The following is a 15046-nucleotide window of genomic DNA, read 5'->3' as shown; positions in this document are numbered from 1 at the left end:
CCTCTGGCCTTCGAGTTTGGTGCCAGCCGGACGCGACAGAATCGTTAGCCCTGCCTAGTCCAAACGGGCGATGCCGCAGAGAATGAAACGCAGCACGGCAGGAATGCTCGACTAACCTCCCATTACGAGGTCTTATTGGCCGAGAACATCAAAACCAACCGCTAGCGAGGTTCCAGACACTGTGAGCACTGAGCAAGAGACGACCTTTGACGAGCCGCGACTCAACAGCACGGAAATTCGCATTCTGGGTTCGTTGATCGAGAAGCAGGCGACCAGCCCGGAAACCTATCCGCTGACGCTCAACGCATTGGTGATTGCCTGCAATCAGAAGACCAGCCGGGAGCCGGTGATGAACCTTACCCAGGGTCAGGTCGGCCAGAGCCTGCGCGCCCTCGAAGGTCGCGGTTTCACCCGTTTGGTGATGGGCAGCCGGGCGGATCGCTGGGAGCATAAGGTCGACAAGGTACTGGAACTGGTACCCGCGCAGGTGATTTTGACCGGGTTATTGTTCTTGCGTGGTCCGCAGACGGTCAATGAACTGCTGACCCGCAGCGGGCGCATGCATGAATTTGAAGATACCGAACAGGTCGTACATCAGCTGGAACGGTTGATCGCAAGGGGTCTGGCACTGCTGATACCGCGCCAGGCGGGCCAGCGTGAAGACCGGTATATGCACGCGTTGGGGGATCCGGCGGATATTGAAGTGATACTCGCGGCACGGCAAAACCCGGTGGAGCGCGGTGGCGGTGTGTCGGTTGAGCGGATCGAAGAGCTGGAAGCGCGGATTGCCGCACTGGAAGAACGCCTGGCGCGCCTTGAATAACCAACGCTGTAGCGGCCTGTAGCAGCCTGTAGCAGCTGCCGAGCCTGCGAGGCTGCGTTCGGCTGCGCAGCAGTCGTGAATTCAAGCGATGCGGTGCTTCAGGAAAATCGTGCATACAGGTTTTACGACTGCTGCGCAGCCGGACGCAGCCTCGCAGGCTCGGCAGCTGCTACAGGATTTTCCGCGCTCCTACTCCCCGTCCCAGTAATCCACACCGTCGCCCGGACGAGCGATGGCGACGAAGCCCGAGGCATTGCCCTGGGCATCGACCTTGAAGTCGTCCATCACCGCGTACTTGCCGGAATCCGGGTATTCGCAGATCTCCGGCGATTGCTGGGTGCTGACCGCCAGATAACGCAGTTCAGCGCTGCTGGTGTTGATGATCTGGTGCGCGGCCTCCTGCCCACCCGGTGGGCAGGCGATCACGTCACCGGCACGGATCGGGAAGCGCTCGGCGCCGAGGCGGACCTCGCCCTCCCCGGCCACGACGTAAAACATCTCCTCGTTGACCCGATGGCTGTGAAACGGGCTGCCGCGCATCCCAGGTTCCAGCGAATACAAGCGATAACCTAGCTTCTGTGAGCCCAATTGCTGGCCGATTCGGGCAAACCGCTGTTGATAGCGGCCAGCCGTGTCGCCAGTAGGCGCCAACGCTTCGGGCAATGGCTCAAGGTCGACATGGTTCAGGTTCAAAATGCGCGGATGCATGAACAAACCTCCTAGCTGCGCGCAAACTCTACCGCGTTGCGAAACTGCTCATCTGTCGGCCGGACGCCGGTGTACAGCACAAACTGCTCCAACGCCTGGATCGCGATGACTTCGAGACCAGTGATGACGCGTTTGCCTTCGGCACGACCGCGCACGATCAACGGTGTTTCGCAGGGAATCGCCACCACATCGAACACAGTGTCGGCAGACTTGATGGTTTCGAGGTCGAATGCCAGTTGATCGGCCTCAGGCCCGCCGCTCATGCCGATGGGTGTGACGTTAATCAACATTTTCGGGCGCTCGGTGCCCAGTTCCGCTTGCCACTGATAGCCCAGCGAATCGGCAAGCGCCTGCCCGGCACGCTCGTTTCGGGCGACGATCAGGCCGTTTTTGTAACCGCCATCACGCAAGGCACTGGCCACCGCTTTGGCCATGCCGCCGCTGCCGCGCAGGGCAAAAGTCGATGCAGTAGGCACCTGATGCGTTTCAAGCAACTGGGCAATGGCAATGTAATCGGTGTTGTAGGCTTTGAGATGGCCATCAGTGTTGACGATGGTGTTGATCGATTGAATGGCCGCCGCGGACGCATCCAGTTCGTCCACCAGGGCGATGCAGGCTTCCTTGAACGGCATCGACACGCCGCAGCCCCGAATGCCCAATGCCCGGATACCACCGACAGCGCCCGGTAAATCCTGGCTGCTGAAGGCCTTGTAATAGAAGTTCAGGCCCAGCTGTTCATACAGATGATTGTGAAACCGCAGGCCAAAGTTGCCGGGGCGCCCGGACAGCGACATGCACAGCTGCGTGTCTCGATTTGGGTTCATCTGCATGAAACTTCTCCTTCAATAGCACTTTCGGATGGACGGGATTAGCCATTCCATCGGGTCTGTTCGATCATGACGGGGTGTCTGCGCGAGGTGTCGCGGGCTCCGTCAGGAAACCGGTACAGACCTTACACAAAATTTACCTATCGGCTGTGCTGATTTTCAAAAAAACGCTGTCTTAGATGTATCCCCGCGACAATCCTTGGGTCTATTGCAGACTCAAGCGCCGGGCCGAACAACGAGGAATTATCATGATCCGTAAACTTCCTGTCTTAGCTTTGCTGATCGGCGCGTTAGCGGTCGCCGGACAGGCTCAAGCCGGTGGTTACTATTATCACGGTGGTGGTCACGGTGGCTGCTGCTGGGGTGGGGGGAACAGTTGGGTGGGACCCGCCGCCGCAGGTGCAGTGTTAGGCGCCGTGGTGGCGGGTTCTGTGTACGCCAACTCAGCCCCGCGCACGGTTTACGTCCAGCAACCGGTCTATGTCCAGCAACCGGTCTACGCACCGCCGCCGCCAGTTTATTACCAACCGCCACCGCCACCGGTTTACTACCAGCCACCGGGCTACTACGTCCAGCCTCGTAACTAAGGCTTACAAAAGTAGTGTCACGCTGCAAACGAAACGGGCTCCGTCGCAAGGCGGGGCCTTTTTTGCTTTTTCGAGTCTGAAAATATGTCGCCAAGGTCGCTGTCGGAACAGTCCTTGACACTGGAAACGGCATGATTGATGTGTGCCTGCCCTTCACGTTGTTGAAAACGGTCATATTTATGTCATGTCGGGTCCGCAAGCTTGGACCAGTCCGAAAACAATAGGTTGATAACAACAAGGACGACCTAATGCCCACCCAGAACCCGCACCGCAATACCGACCTGTGCACCTCCAGCAAGGTGTACAACACATTGACTGAACTCAAGCACCTGGAAGGCCATCGCAGCGCCAAGTTTCTCTCGCTGCTGGCGCAAAACCTGGTGCGCAAAGGCCTGCTCAATGAGCACGAAGTCATTCATATGCTCGATTTGGTCGTCGACTGACGGCCGATTGGCCTCACGGGTATCAATGATCACTATCGAAAGCGTTGATTGTCCGAAAAAGCGCCAGGTCCGTAAGGTAGCTCCATTGATTGATGGAGGTACTTATGTCCCAGGTTCAGATCATGTCCGTTATTGGCAGCGCCGTTCCCGCACCTCTGCGAGAGCTGGGATTGCTCGCCTGTTGGTACCTGATGCAGGACGGTGAACCCATCAGCGGTCCGCTCACCTCGCTGCCAGCCGCCCAGGCACTTTCGCAATGTATCGGCAAAGGCAACCTCAGCGCCTAAGGCAGCTGAACCCGCGGTTTGGTTTCGATGAAAATGTCCCAGCTCGACATGAACAGTGCCGCAATCAACGGTCCGATGACAAAACCATTGACGCCGAAGATCGCCAGACCACCCAGGGTTGAGATGAGGATCAGGTAGTCCGGCATCTTCGTATCCTTGCCCACCAGGATCGGTCGCAGCACGTTGTCCACCAGGCCGATGACGAAAACCCCGAACAACCCCAGCACCACGCCCTGCCAGATGGCCCCGCTGAGCAGGAAAAACGCCGCCACCGGTGCCCAGACAATCCCCGCCCCCACCGCTGGCAACAGCGACAGAAACGCCATCAGCACCGCCCAGAGCAACGCGCTCGGAATATCCAAAAACCAGAAAATCAAACCACCCAACGCCCCCTGCGTGACAGCCATCACCAGGTTGCCCTTCACCGTCGCCCGCACCACGCGATTGAACTTGAGTTGCAAACGGCGTTTCTGGTGCTCCTGCAACGGCACGGCAGACCGCACTTTGCGTGCAAGCTCGGCGCCGTCCCGCAAAAAGAAGAACAACAGGTAGAGCATGATGAAAAAGCTCACCACTAAATCAAACGTGCCTTGGCCAAAACTGAACGCCTGCGCGGCAACGAACTCGTTGCCCGTTACCGCACTCTTGATGATTTTTTCCCGCAGCCCGTTCAACTCGCCCATGCCCAGTCTGTCGAGCAAGTGCTGAAAGTACGGTGGCAAGCTGTGTTTGAAAAGCGTCACATACCCCGCGATGTCCAGCTCGCCGCTTTCGATGTTCTTGTAAAGCGTTGTCCCTTCTTGAACCAGCAAGGTACTGAGGATGATCACCGGCAGGATCGCAATCACCAGGCAGATGCCCAGGGTGAGCAACGATGTCAGGTTGCGCGGCCAGCCGAACTTCAGTTGCAGTCGACGCTGCAGGGGCGCAAAGAGGATGCCGAGGATCACCGCCCAGAACACTGCGCCGTAGAACGGCAGCAAAATCCAGATAAACGCGGCGGTCACCAGCCCCAGCAAGATCACCAGCGATTTGTCTTGTAGCGTCGTGTCGTTCATGTCCGATCCATGTCAGTGCGCAGGGACACAATGTCGCGTCCTGATGCTTAGTCCGCCACGGTTCGCACGAGTGCCATCCGTTTGTTCATCAAGCATAGATCCAGATCAATAAACCCTTGGGACAAGCCGCTTAACCTCGGCGACTTTTGCGATCGACACCGCCATGACCCTTGTCTCCCCCGAACTCCTGGCCCCCGCCGGCACCCTGAAAAACATGCGTTATGCCTTCGCCTACGGCGCCAATGCGGTCTACGCCGGGCAGCCGCGTTACAGCCTGCGCGTGCGCAACAACGAATTCGATCACGCCAACCTGGCCCTTGGCATTCGCGAGGCCCAAGCCCAGGGCAAGCGCTTTTATGTAGTGGTGAACATCGCCCCGCACAACGCCAAGCTCAAGACGTTCCTCAGGGACCTGGAGCCCGTGATTGCCATGGCGCCGGACGCGTTGATCATGTCCGACCCGGGTCTGATCATGCTGGTGCGCCGGCATTTTCCGCAGATGCCGATCCACCTCTCGGTGCAAGCCAACACGGTCAATTGGGCGAGTGTCGAGTTCTGGCAGCAACAAGGCTTGAGCCGAATCATCCTGTCGCGGGAGCTGTCCCTGGAAGAAATCGCCGAGATCCGCCAGCAAGTGCCGACGATGGAGCTGGAGGTGTTTGTGCACGGTGCGTTGTGCATGGCCTATTCCGGCCGCTGCCTGCTGTCGGGCTACATGAACAAGCGCGATGCCAACCAGGGCAGTTGCACCAATGCCTGTCGCTGGAAATACTCCGCCACAGAGGCCACGGAAAACCAGCTTGGCGAGATTGTTCAGACCTTCCAGCCCGAACCAACCCTGGGAATTGGCGCGCCAACCGACCGGGTGTTCCTGTTGCAGGAGACCAATCGACCTGAAGAACTGATGCCGGCTTTCGAGGACGAGCACGGCACCTACATCATGAACGCCAAGGATCTGCGCGCCGTGCAGCATGTCGAGCGCCTTGCGCGAATGGGCGTGCACTCATTGAAAATCGAGGGCCGGACCAAATCGCACTTCTACTGCGCGCGGACCACTCAGGTGTATCGTCGGGCAATCGACGATGCGGTGGCCGGTCGCGAGTTCGACCGTAGCTTGATGACGGACCTGGAGTCCCTCGCCCAGCGCGGCTACACCGAAGGTTTCCTGCGGCGGCATGTGCATGACGAATACCAGAACTATCAGAACGGCAGCTCAGTGTCGGAGCGCCAGCAGTTTGTTGGCGAGTTGACCGGCGAGCGGCGTGACCGTCTGGCGGAAGTCAAAGTGAAGAACCGTTTTCGCCTGGGCGATCACATGGAGTTGATGACACCCAAGGGCAACTTTCACTTCGATTTGCATCAGCTGCAAAACGCCAAAGGTGAACCGATTGAAGTGGCGCCGGGGGATGGGCACACCGTGTATGTGCCGATTCCCGACGCAGTGGAGCTGAGTTTTGGCCTGTTGATGCGGGATGTGCTGTGATTCCGCCTTCGCGAACAAGCCCGGATCTCACTAACACCAAAGATCCAATGTGGGAGCGGCGGTGCGACGATTCGACTTGCTCGCGAAGAACGATGACTCGGTAAACCTGGCGCGCACCAAAAAACCGGCACACTGGCCGGGTTCTGTTTATCGCCTGTCATCGGATAGCGGTGTAGGCTCATCCGCCGGAGGCACGTCTTCTTTCGCCGCCGGGTCCATCCAGTCTTCAGGTTGATCAGGCTCCCCCTCGGCCGGATCTCGCGAAGGGTCCATGCCAGGTGGAGCATCGTGATCCATTGAGTTAACCATGATGCACCTCACTGATGAGGTCCAGTAAATCTGGGCCGTACACGTTGGAAGCAAGCGTGCTAATGGCGTGCTATTGAACAGACAAACGGTCGTCAGGCACCCGCCGAAAACCGGTCGCGGCTATTCGTCAGGTGCAGCCACATCGCGGCCCTCGCTGCATCCGGATCCTGGCGCTTGATGGCGTTGAGAATCGCCTCGTGCTCCAGATTCGCGAGCTGTCCGAGCTTGCTCAAATCCGTCGCACCGCGTTCGGCGGCATTGACGCGGGTCCGGGGAATCATGGCGCTGCCCAGTTGCTGCATGATTTCGGTGAAGCAGACATTGCCAGTGGCTTCCGCGATCAGCAGATGAAAGCGTCTGTCGGCTTCGACGCAGCTGTCGTTGTTGGCGAGCAGGCCTTGATAGTCGTCCAGCGCTTCGCGCATCTGCGCCAATTGATGATCAGTACGCCGGATGGCAGCCAGCGCTGCGGCCTGGGTTTCGAGGCCCATGCGCAACTCCAGAATACTGCGCACCCCCAGCGCCGTATCGACATTCAGTCGCAGCCCCTGCTCAGGTGCGCGCTCCAGCACAAAGGTGCCAATGCCGTGGCGTGTTTCCACCAGCCCGGACGCCTGCAACTTCGAGATTGCCTCGCGCACCACGGTGCGACTGACCCCGTGCTCCTGAACAATCGTGTTCTCCGACGGCAGCTTGTCCCCCGGCAGCATCTGGCCGAGCAGGATGCTCTGGGTCAGTTTGGAGACCAGGTCATGGGCCAGATTGTGAGTGCGCTTGCGAGCAGGGGCGTCGAGGTCTTCTTGCATGGTGATTTTCCGGAAGCGGGGCTAACGGGATCGTAGCACTGCGGTCGACTGGAATCTCAAGAAAACCTCGGCCAACTTGTATGACAACACTCAACACCAAAGACTTAAGACCCTATAACACAGACCATACCCTGCCAAAAAAACAATAAAAACTCTCGATAAAGCGCGATTTATCTGGATAACAGTGCTTGCAAGACGAAAAAACCTAGTTGTATGATGTCTGTCAACAAGCTCCACCCGTTTACACCCCGCATAAAAATAATCAGTGGGAGATAACGCAGTGAATACATCCATATCCGGGATGAACGACGGCACCGATTCGGTCTTGCAGTCAGCCATCGCAAAAGTGAAACGGCACGTCCTGCCGCTGTTCGTGATCATGTTCATCGTCAATTACATTGACCGTGTGAATATCGGCTTCGTCCGCGCCCACATGGAACATGACTTAGGGATAGGCGCTGCCGCCTACGGCCTCGGTGCCGGTCTGTTCTTCATCGGTTACGCGCTATTCGAAGTCCCTTCCAACATCCTCCTGCAAAAAGTCGGCGCACGAATCTGGCTCGCTCGCATCATGTTGACCTGGGGCCTGGTGGCCGCCGGCATGGCCTTCATCCAGAACGAAACCCACTTCTACATCCTGCGATTCCTGCTGGGCGTGGCCGAAGCCGGGTTCTTTCCCGGAGTGATTTATTACTTCACTCGCTGGTTACCCGGCGTAGAACGCGGCAAGGCGATTGCGATCTTCCTCAGCGGCTCGGCCATTGCTTCGCTGATCTCCGGTCCGCTGTCCGGGTTGCTGTTGCAAATCAGTGGATTCGGCCTGCACGGCTGGCAATGGATGTACTTCATAGAAGGCATGTTCTCCGTGAGCCTGTGCGTATTCGTCTGGTTCTGGCTGGACTCCAAACCCCACGACGCCAAATGGCTCAGCCGCGACGAGCAGGACGCACTGGTCAACGCCATCAATGACGAACAACTGGCCCGCGAAGCCGCGACGCCGATCAAGCCGTCACTGGGCAAACTGCTCAAGGACCGTCAGATCATCCTGTTCTGCCTGATCTATTTCTTTATCCAGCTGACCATCTACGCAGCAACCTTCTGGCTGCCGAGCATCATCAAGAAGATGGGCGACCTCAACGACATGCAGGTCGGGCTGTTCAACTCGATCCCGTGGTTGCTGTCGATCGTCGGCATGTACGCCTTCGCTTCGCTGTCGGCCAAATGGAAACACCAGCAAGCCTGGGTCGCTGCCGCCCTGCTGATCGCAGCGGCCGGGATGTTCATGTCCACCACCGGCGGGCCGATCTTCGCCTTCGTTGCGATCTGCTTCGCAGCCCTGGGTTTCAAATCGGCATCGTCGCTATTCTGGCCGATCCCCCAGGCTTATCTGGATGCACGCATCGCCGCGGGCGTCATCGCGCTGATCAACTCGGTGGGCAACCTCGGTGGCTTCGTGGCGCCAACCACGTTTGGCCTGTTGGAAGAACACACCGGTTCGATCCAGGGCGGGCTGTATGGCCTGGCTGCCACCTCGATCATCGCCGCGATCATCGTCTTCGCCGCACGCAACAAACCGAAACCTGCACCTGCCGCAGCGCTGGGCAAACCAACGCCCAACCACGCCTGAGCACTCATCCAAGCGCCTGGTTTTTAAGGACAAGAAAATGAACGCACAAGACACTGCAAAAGCTCCGATCATCACCAGCATGCAAGTGGTTCCCGTGGCGGGTCACGATGGCATGCTGCTCAATCTGAGTGGGGCCCACGGTCCGTTTTTCACCCGCAATATCGTGATCCTCAAGGACAACGCGGGCCATACCGGCGTCGGTGAAGTACCTGGCGGCGAACGCATTCGCCAGACCCTGGAAGATGCACGCAGTTTGGTGGTCGGCAGCCCGATCGGCACCTATCAGAAGATCCTCAATCAAGTGCGCCAGACCTTCGCCGACCGTGATGCCGGCGGCCGCGGTTTGCAGACCTTCGACCTGCGCATCACCATCCACGCAGTCACCGGGCTTGAAGCTGCGTTGCTCGACCTGCTCGGTCAACACCTGGACGTGCCAGTTGCCGCCCTGCTCGGCGAAGGCCAGCAACGCGATGAAGTGAAGATGCTCGGCTATCTGTTTTATGTCGGGGATCGCAAAGCAACCGATCTGGCTTATCGCAGCGAGCCGGATGCCGACAACGACTGGTTCCGCGTGCGCCATGAAAAAGCCATGACCGCCGACGCTGTTGTGCGCCTCGCCGAAGCCGCACACGCTCGTTATGGTTTCAAGGACTTCAAACTCAAGGGTGGCGTTCTGAGTGGCGATGAAGAAATCCAGGCGGTGACCGCCCTGGCCGAACGCTTCCCGGACGCGCGCATCACCCTCGATCCGAATGGCGCGTGGTCGCTGAAAGAAGCGATTCGTTTGTGCCGGGATCAGCATCATGTGCTGGCCTACGCCGAAGACCCGTGCGGTGCGCAAAACGGTTACTCGGGTCGGGAAGTCATGGCTGAATTCCGCCGCGCCACGGGCCTGAAAACCGCCACCAACATGATCGCCACCGACTGGCGGGAAATGGGCCACGCGATTCAGTTGCAATCAGTGGACATTCCGCTGGCCGACCCGCATTTCTGGACAATGCAAGGCTCGGTTCGGGTGGCGCAGATGTGCCATGAGTGGGGCCTGACCTGGGGCTCGCATTCCAACAACCACTTCGATATCTCCCTGGCAATGTTCACCCACGTCGCGGCGGCCGCGCCGGGTGAAATCACCGCCATCGACACGCACTGGATCTGGCAGGACGGCCAGCGCCTGACCAAGGCCCCGCTGCAAATCGTCGATGGCTGCGTGCAAGTGCCGAAAAAACCTGGGCTGGGCGTGGACCTGGATATGGATCAGCTGGCCAAGGCCCATGAACTGTACAAAGGCATGGGATTGGGCGCGCGGGATGACAGTGTGGCGATGCAGTTTTTGATTCCGGGGTGGACGTTCGATAACAAGCGGCCGTGTCTGGTGCGCTAATCAGCCGGAACACCGTAAACCTTGTGGGAGCGAGCCTGCTCGCGAAAGAGCTCTATCAGTCACATTGATACAGAATGTGCCGCCGCTTTCGCGAGCAGGCTCGCTCCCACAAGGTGGCATTCGTTAATTCATTTGTGCCGCACACAGCAACCAGCCCTTGAACGCCGCCATGGCCGACGTTTCGGGCCGCGACTGCAAGCGGGTCAGCCAGTAGCTGCCGGTGGTGATCCCAATGGCGAATGGTTGCTCAATTGCACCCGCCGCCAATTGCCGGGCAAACATCCGCGGCGGCGCCAATGCCACGCCTGCTCCTTGCAGCGCCGCCTCCATCATCGCCAGCGATGAATCGAAGACGATACTGCGCGGCGGTGCGGCATGGGCAGGAAGGCCGGTCGCCTGAAACCACTCGGGCCATTCGTCCGTGCGATAGGAACGCAGCAGCGTTTGCTGCAACAGATCGGCGGGCGTTTGCAGTTGCCGGGCAATCTCGGGAACGCACAGCACCGACAATGGTGCCTCGATCAACCGCACCGCCTCAATCCCGTGCCACGCCCCCGCACCAAACCGAATGGCGTAATCCAACCCTTCAGCCGCTACGTCCACCCGGTTGTTGTTAGTCGACAGGCGCAAATCTATGAACGGATGTTTCGCCTGGAAGTCTGCCAATCGCGGTAACAACCAGCCCACCGCGAACGTCCCGACCGCGCCCACCGTCAGCACTTCGCGAAGGTGCCCACCTTCGAAACGCTCCAGGGTTTCAGCGATTCGGTCGAAGGACTCGCGCAATACCGGCAACAAGGTCTGCCCTTCGCTGGTCAGCATCAACCCGCGGGGCAAGCGCTTGAACAGTGCTACGTTGAGCTGGGCTTCAAGGCTTTTGACCTGATGACTCACTGCTGCCTGCGTGACGCACAATTCCACCGCCGCCCGTGTGAAACTCAAATGCCGTGCAGAGGCCTCGAAGGCGCGAAGTGCGTTGAGCGGTAATTGAGGCCGGATCATGCTCATTCCCAAATTTTTCTAATGGCTCATCCGAAATATCGTTGATTGTCGATGGCCGACAGAATGAATAGATTTGGCTCGCTCAACGGCGGCCCGATTTAAAAACCGGTCGGAGTGTAGCGGGTTAAACCAACAAACTTCATGGACAGCGGCTCAATCATGTACAACTTTAAACTCAGCAAGGTCTTATCCTATAGCGCTTTCGGACTTTTCCTTGGCGCAGGTTACTGCGTTGCCGGGAATCCGACTGACCAGCAGATCGAAACAGCGGTAAACGCCGCCGTGGTGCCGATCATGCAACAGCAGAACATCCCGGGCATCGCCGTCGCGATCACCTTCAATGGCAAGCCGCATTACTTTAACTACGGCATGGCCTCGAAAGAAAACGGCAAAGCCGTTACCGAGGACACCCTGTTCGAGATCGGTTCGGTGAGCAAGACTTTCACCGCCACCCTCGCCGCCTACGCCCAGGCCAGCGGCAAACTGTCACTGTCCGACAAGGCCAGTCAGGTCCTGCCGACCTTGCGTGGCAGCGCGTTCGATAACATCAGCGTGCTGCAACTCGGTACCTACACGGCCGGTGGCCTGCCGCTGCAATTCCCTGACGAGGCCGATCATCAGGACAAGATGCTCGGCTATTTCAAACAGTGGACACCGACCTACGCCGCTGGCACTCATCGCCAATATTCGAACCCCAGCATCGGGCTGTTCGGTTATCTCGCCGCCCACAGCATGGGCGCGCCATTTGATGAGCTGATGGAAAAAACCCTGCTGCCCAAACTTGGGTTGAAGCACACTTTCCTCAAGGTGCCGAAGGATCAAATGAGGCTTTATGCTCAGGGCTATAACAAGGACAACAAGCCTGTGCGGGTCAGTCCGGGTGCGCTGGACTCAGAAGCCTATGGCGTGAAAACCAGTGCTGCGGACATGATTCGTTATGTTGAGGCGAACATGAAACCGACGGCGCTGGAAGCGCCGCTGCAGCAGGCCATCGCAACAACTCACACCGGCTACTACACGGTCGGCGACATGACACAAGGATTAGGCTGGGAGCTCTACAACTACCCGGTCACGCTTGACCGATTGCTGGCCGGCAACTCGTCGCAGATGGCCATGGAGGCCCATGAAGTCCAGTGGCTGAACCCTCCGCAACCTCAACCGGAAAATGTGCTGTTCAACAAAACCGGCTCCACGGGTGGCTTCGGGGCTTACGTGGCGTACGTGCCATCGAAAGACATCGGCATCGTGATCCTCGCCAACAAAAACTACCCGAACCCGGAACGAATCAAAATCGCCCATGCGATATTGAGCGAATTCCTGTAGGAGCGAGCTTGGTCCGGGCGGCGTACCGACGAAAAACCCGAGAACGCCGTGGAGTATCCGGCTGCACGCGTTATCGTTGACGACCATCGCGAGCAAGCTCGCTCCCACAGGGATCAGCGGCGATAAATAAAATGGGCGACCCTTGAGGTCGCCCATTTTTGTTACGCCGCCTGCGGCGGATCGATATCGATATTGTCCAGTGCCCGGTTGACCAGCAATTCGGCCACCATCCGGTGACCGCGTTCTGTCAGATATAACTGCGTTTTTGTAATTCACCGGCACTTTCGCATTCAATCATCCGGCATTTCTGGTGGCTTGGCGGGTTTGCCCGGTTTCCCTTTCTTTGTACCCTTGGCCCCCTTGACCGGTTCGGCTTCAGCAGCCGGTGGTGGTGGCGGCGCCACAGTTTCTTTCTCGGTGGCCGGCAACTGGTCGATCGCGGCGAAAATCGCCTTCAGATCAACCGCATCCGATTGTTCGAGTTTCTTTTCGCCGTCCTTGCCGACCAGAATAACCTTGGTCTTTGCCCCCGCTCCCAACTTGAGCGCACGGATCAACGCCGCCGTGTCTTGGGGTCCCAGGTCTTTACCTTCGCGCTGGCCCATCAAGTTGAGTACGGTATACAGGATCATATTTCGCTCGGCGAAACCCTGCTTGTTCGCCGGCTCCTCCAGCGATTTTTTCAAGCTGACCCACGTCGGGTCGACCGTGCTTGGTGCGATGACAATCAACGGCCGGGACCTGCCCTTATCCATATCCAGAGGTGAGCCGTCATCGGCGGCGAACAGGGGGCTGGCGAAAGCCAGCAGGGTTACCAGGGTCAATGACCTGATGAGCATGCGCATCTCCTTTTGATATCCACGCTCTAATGATTGCGCATCGCGGCGATCGTTCCGGGTGACGCACCGCAATTGTGTTCCGCCTTGCCCCAAGCTTAGGTCAGGGCGGTCATTGCGCAACAGGCTGAGCTAATCTCAAGGCTTGATACTTGCCACCTGAACCGCCGTGAGGACCTGTGCATGAGCGCTCAGCTGAACCACACCATCGTCTGGTGCCGCGACAAGCGAATCTCGGCCGCTTTTCTCGCCGAAATACTTGGCCTGCCCGCCCCCCAACCTTTCGGCCCGATGCTGATCGTCAAGTTCGACAACGGCGTCTCACTGGACTTCTACGACAATGACCCGCCCATTACCTCCCAACACTATGCGTTTTTGATCGGAGACGATGATTTCGACGCAGCTTTCGCGCGACTGCAAGCGCGCAAGCAACCCTGGTGGGCCGATCCTGGCAAGCAACGGCTGAATGAGATCAATGATTATGGTGGGGGCCGGCGCGTATATTTCGATGACCCGGACGGGCATCTACTAGAGATTATGACCCGAGCCTGAGCTCGGGCAGCTGACGCTTGATGCGGGATCAGAACACCAGTTTGTAGCCGATCATCACCAGCATCGTAGCCAGGCAAGGACGCAGCACTTCATCGGAAATGCGCCCGGTCAAATGGCTGCCCAGCCAAATCCCGGGCAATGAACCGATCAGCAAAAAGCCCAGTACATGCCAATCCATATTGCCCATGCTCGCATGACCCAGGCCCGCGACCAGGGTCAGCGGCACGGCATGGGCGATTTCAGTCCCGACAAGGCGCCGGGTCGGCAGTAGCGGATACAGAATAAACAGCGCCACAGTGCCGAGGGCGCCAGCACCGATGGACGTCAACGCAACCATGGTGCCAAGGACCAGGCCCGTGATAACGGTCATCACATTCAGCCGCAAGCCGCTGGGGTTGTAGTTTCCGCCTGCACGTTTGTGAGCGAAATCGAGCAAGCGTTTCTTGAAGAGAATCGCCAATGCCGTGGCGAACAATACAAAGCCCAGTGCCTGTTTGATAACAGCATTCATGGCATCGGGTGATGTGTGCAGCGTGCTCAGAAACCACAAGGTCATCGCCACCGCCGGCACGCTGCCGAGGGTCAGCCAACCGGTGATTGTCCAGTCGATATTCTGGTTCTTTCGATGAACCAGCACTCCGCTGGATTTGGTAATCGCCGCGTACAGCAGGTCCGTGCCCACCGCCGTGGCCGGGTTGATCCCGAACCACAACAGGATCGGGGTCATCAACGAACCACCGCCCACGCCGGTCATGCCGACGATAAAGCCGACCACCAACCCAGCAATCACCAACCCGAAGTTAACGAAATCCATTAACACGCCCATAAAAAACGCATGAAAAATCTGGCTCGCAGCATAGCGATTTTTCTTATAACCAGTTATATCGATGCGAACTATAGTTATTCCCGAAATACACAACCCTTGTAGGAGCGAGCTTGCTCGCGATGGTGTGCCAGCTGCATTGATGTCGACTGACACTCCTTCGCGAGCAAG

At 58.2% G+C, this 15046-nt stretch carries 16 protein-coding genes; 9 read left to right on the top strand and 7 right to left on the bottom strand.

The annotated features are described in order from the left end of the window. Positions 1-181: 181 nt before the first annotated feature. Positions 182-823: a YceH family protein gene (locus AC1MDT_RS02150; protein ID WP_480420476.1), complete on the top strand. Its 642-nt coding sequence runs from the start codon at positions 182-184 to the stop codon at positions 821-823. 189 nt (positions 824-1012) lie between these two features. Here AC1MDT_RS02150 and AC1MDT_RS02145 read toward each other — a convergent pair whose 3' ends face one another. Together AC1MDT_RS02145 and AC1MDT_RS02140 are read right to left on the bottom strand one after the other, a co-directional pair. Next, a complete protein-coding gene (locus AC1MDT_RS02145) occupies positions 1013-1531 on the bottom strand; it encodes a cupin domain-containing protein (RefSeq protein WP_480420475.1) in 519 nt (172 codons plus the stop codon). 11 nt (positions 1532-1542) lie between these two features. Continuing rightward, positions 1543-2361, bottom strand: coding sequence for a shikimate 5-dehydrogenase (locus AC1MDT_RS02140; protein WP_480420474.1), 819 nt, complete (start codon positions 2359-2361; stop codon positions 1543-1545). Between the two features lie 245 nt (positions 2362-2606). On the opposite strand from AC1MDT_RS02140, the gene AC1MDT_RS02135 reads away from it, so the two are divergent. The 3 genes from AC1MDT_RS02135 to AC1MDT_RS02125 all read left to right on the top strand — a co-directional run bounded on the left by AC1MDT_RS02135 (position 2607) and on the right by AC1MDT_RS02125 (position 3675). After that, positions 2607-2945 (top strand): hypothetical protein, encoded by a 339-nt coding sequence (locus AC1MDT_RS02135; protein WP_480420473.1) that lies wholly within the window; start codon positions 2607-2609, stop codon positions 2943-2945. Positions 2946-3193: 248 nt separating this feature from the next. Then, entirely contained in the window at positions 3194-3388 is a 195-nt protein-coding gene (locus AC1MDT_RS02130; RefSeq protein WP_480420472.1) for a hypothetical protein, read from the top strand. Positions 3389-3492: 104 nt separating this feature from the next. Further along, the gene (locus tag AC1MDT_RS02125) at positions 3493-3675 is read left to right on the top strand and encodes a hypothetical protein (RefSeq protein WP_480420471.1); all 183 of its coding nucleotides are present in this window, start codon (positions 3493-3495) and stop codon (positions 3673-3675) included. Here the strand turns inward: AC1MDT_RS02125 and AC1MDT_RS02120 are convergent. Then, the gene (locus AC1MDT_RS02120) at positions 3672-4733 is read right to left on the bottom strand and encodes an AI-2E family transporter (RefSeq protein WP_480420470.1); all 1062 of its coding nucleotides are present in this window, start codon (positions 4731-4733) and stop codon (positions 3672-3674) included. The genes AC1MDT_RS02125 and AC1MDT_RS02120 overlap by 4 nt on opposite strands. 163 nt (positions 4734-4896) lie before the next feature. On the opposite strand from AC1MDT_RS02120, the gene trhP reads away from it, so the two are divergent. Beyond that, entirely contained in the window at positions 4897-6216 is a 1320-nt protein-coding gene (gene trhP, locus AC1MDT_RS02115; RefSeq protein WP_480420469.1) for a prephenate-dependent tRNA uridine(34) hydroxylase TrhP, read from the top strand. Positions 6217-6617: 401 nt separating this feature from the next. Here the strand turns inward: trhP and AC1MDT_RS02110 are convergent, their stop codons facing one another. Next, entirely contained in the window at positions 6618-7331 is a 714-nt protein-coding gene (locus AC1MDT_RS02110) for a FadR/GntR family transcriptional regulator (protein WP_480420468.1), read from the bottom strand. A 280-nt stretch (positions 7332-7611) separates the two neighbouring features. On the opposite strand from AC1MDT_RS02110, the gene AC1MDT_RS02105 reads away from it, so the two are divergent. Both AC1MDT_RS02105 and gudD read left to right on the top strand, forming a co-directional pair. Then, a complete protein-coding gene (locus tag AC1MDT_RS02105; protein ID WP_480420467.1) occupies positions 7612-8958 on the top strand; it encodes an MFS transporter in 1347 nt (448 codons plus the stop codon). A gap of 37 nt (positions 8959-8995) precedes the next feature. Further along, positions 8996-10339, top strand: coding sequence for a glucarate dehydratase (gene gudD / locus AC1MDT_RS02100; RefSeq protein ID WP_480420466.1), 1344 nt, complete (start codon positions 8996-8998; stop codon positions 10337-10339). Positions 10340-10462: 123 nt separating this feature from the next. On the opposite strand, the gene AC1MDT_RS02095 is transcribed toward gudD, so the two are convergent. Then, positions 10463-11341, bottom strand: coding sequence for a LysR family transcriptional regulator (locus tag AC1MDT_RS02095; RefSeq protein ID WP_480420465.1), 879 nt, complete (start codon positions 11339-11341; stop codon positions 10463-10465). Positions 11342-11500: 159 nt separating this feature from the next. On the opposite strand from AC1MDT_RS02095, the gene ampC reads away from it, so the two are divergent. Continuing rightward, a complete protein-coding gene (gene ampC, locus AC1MDT_RS02090; RefSeq protein ID WP_480420464.1) occupies positions 11501-12664 on the top strand; it encodes a class C beta-lactamase in 1164 nt (387 codons plus the stop codon). A 290-nt stretch (positions 12665-12954) separates the two neighbouring features. Here ampC and AC1MDT_RS02085 read toward each other — a convergent pair whose 3' ends face one another. After that, positions 12955-13503 (bottom strand): DUF4174 domain-containing protein, encoded by a 549-nt coding sequence (locus AC1MDT_RS02085; protein WP_480422684.1) that lies wholly within the window; start codon positions 13501-13503, stop codon positions 12955-12957. Between the two features lie 180 nt (positions 13504-13683). Here AC1MDT_RS02085 and AC1MDT_RS02080 point away from each other — a divergent pair, with 180 nt between their 5' ends. Beyond that, positions 13684-14052, top strand: coding sequence for a VOC family protein (locus tag AC1MDT_RS02080; RefSeq protein WP_480420463.1), 369 nt, complete (start codon positions 13684-13686; stop codon positions 14050-14052). A 28-nt stretch (positions 14053-14080) separates the two neighbouring features. On the opposite strand, the gene AC1MDT_RS02075 is transcribed toward AC1MDT_RS02080, so the two are convergent. Continuing rightward, complete coding sequence (locus AC1MDT_RS02075) at positions 14081-14866, bottom strand: sulfite exporter TauE/SafE family protein (protein WP_480420462.1); 786 nt, start codon at positions 14864-14866, stop codon at positions 14081-14083. Between the last annotated feature and the right edge of the window lie 180 nt (positions 14867-15046).

This window comes from Pseudomonas sp. ASL7 (assembly GCF_056680375.1).
Note: the sequence above shows the minus strand (reverse complement) of the source record. Positions and strands in the feature narration are given on the sequence as shown.

Bases quoted from the DNA above. Each gene is read 5' to 3' on its own strand.
- AC1MDT_RS02145 (WP_480420475.1), bottom strand. From the start codon at position 1,531: ATGCATCCGCGCATTTTGAACCTGAACCATGTCGACCTTGAGCCATTG.
- AC1MDT_RS02140 (WP_480420474.1), bottom strand. From the start codon at position 2,361: ATGCAGATGAACCCAAATCGAGACACGCAGCTGTGCATGTCGCTGTCC.
- AC1MDT_RS02135 (WP_480420473.1), top strand. From the start codon at position 2,607: ATGATCCGTAAACTTCCTGTCTTAGCTTTGCTGATCGGCGCGTTAGCG.
- AC1MDT_RS02130 (WP_480420472.1), top strand. From the start codon at position 3,194: ATGCCCACCCAGAACCCGCACCGCAATACCGACCTGTGCACCTCCAGC.
- AC1MDT_RS02125 (WP_480420471.1), top strand. From the start codon at position 3,493: ATGTCCCAGGTTCAGATCATGTCCGTTATTGGCAGCGCCGTTCCCGCA.
- AC1MDT_RS02120 (WP_480420470.1), bottom strand. From the start codon at position 4,733: ATGAACGACACGACGCTACAAGACAAATCGCTGGTGATCTTGCTGGGG.
- trhP (WP_480420469.1), top strand. From the start codon at position 4,897: ATGACCCTTGTCTCCCCCGAACTCCTGGCCCCCGCCGGCACCCTGAAA.
- AC1MDT_RS02110 (WP_480420468.1), bottom strand. From the start codon at position 7,331: ATGCAAGAAGACCTCGACGCCCCTGCTCGCAAGCGCACTCACAATCTG.
- gudD (WP_480420466.1), top strand. From the start codon at position 8,996: ATGAACGCACAAGACACTGCAAAAGCTCCGATCATCACCAGCATGCAA.
- AC1MDT_RS02095 (WP_480420465.1), bottom strand. From the start codon at position 11,341: ATGATCCGGCCTCAATTACCGCTCAACGCACTTCGCGCCTTCGAGGCC.
- ampC (WP_480420464.1), top strand. From the start codon at position 11,501: ATGTACAACTTTAAACTCAGCAAGGTCTTATCCTATAGCGCTTTCGGA.
- AC1MDT_RS02085 (WP_480422684.1), bottom strand. From the start codon at position 13,503: ATGCTCATCAGGTCATTGACCCTGGTAACCCTGCTGGCTTTCGCCAGC.
- AC1MDT_RS02080 (WP_480420463.1), top strand. From the start codon at position 13,684: ATGAGCGCTCAGCTGAACCACACCATCGTCTGGTGCCGCGACAAGCGA.
- AC1MDT_RS02075 (WP_480420462.1), bottom strand. From the start codon at position 14,866: ATGGATTTCGTTAACTTCGGGTTGGTGATTGCTGGGTTGGTGGTCGGC.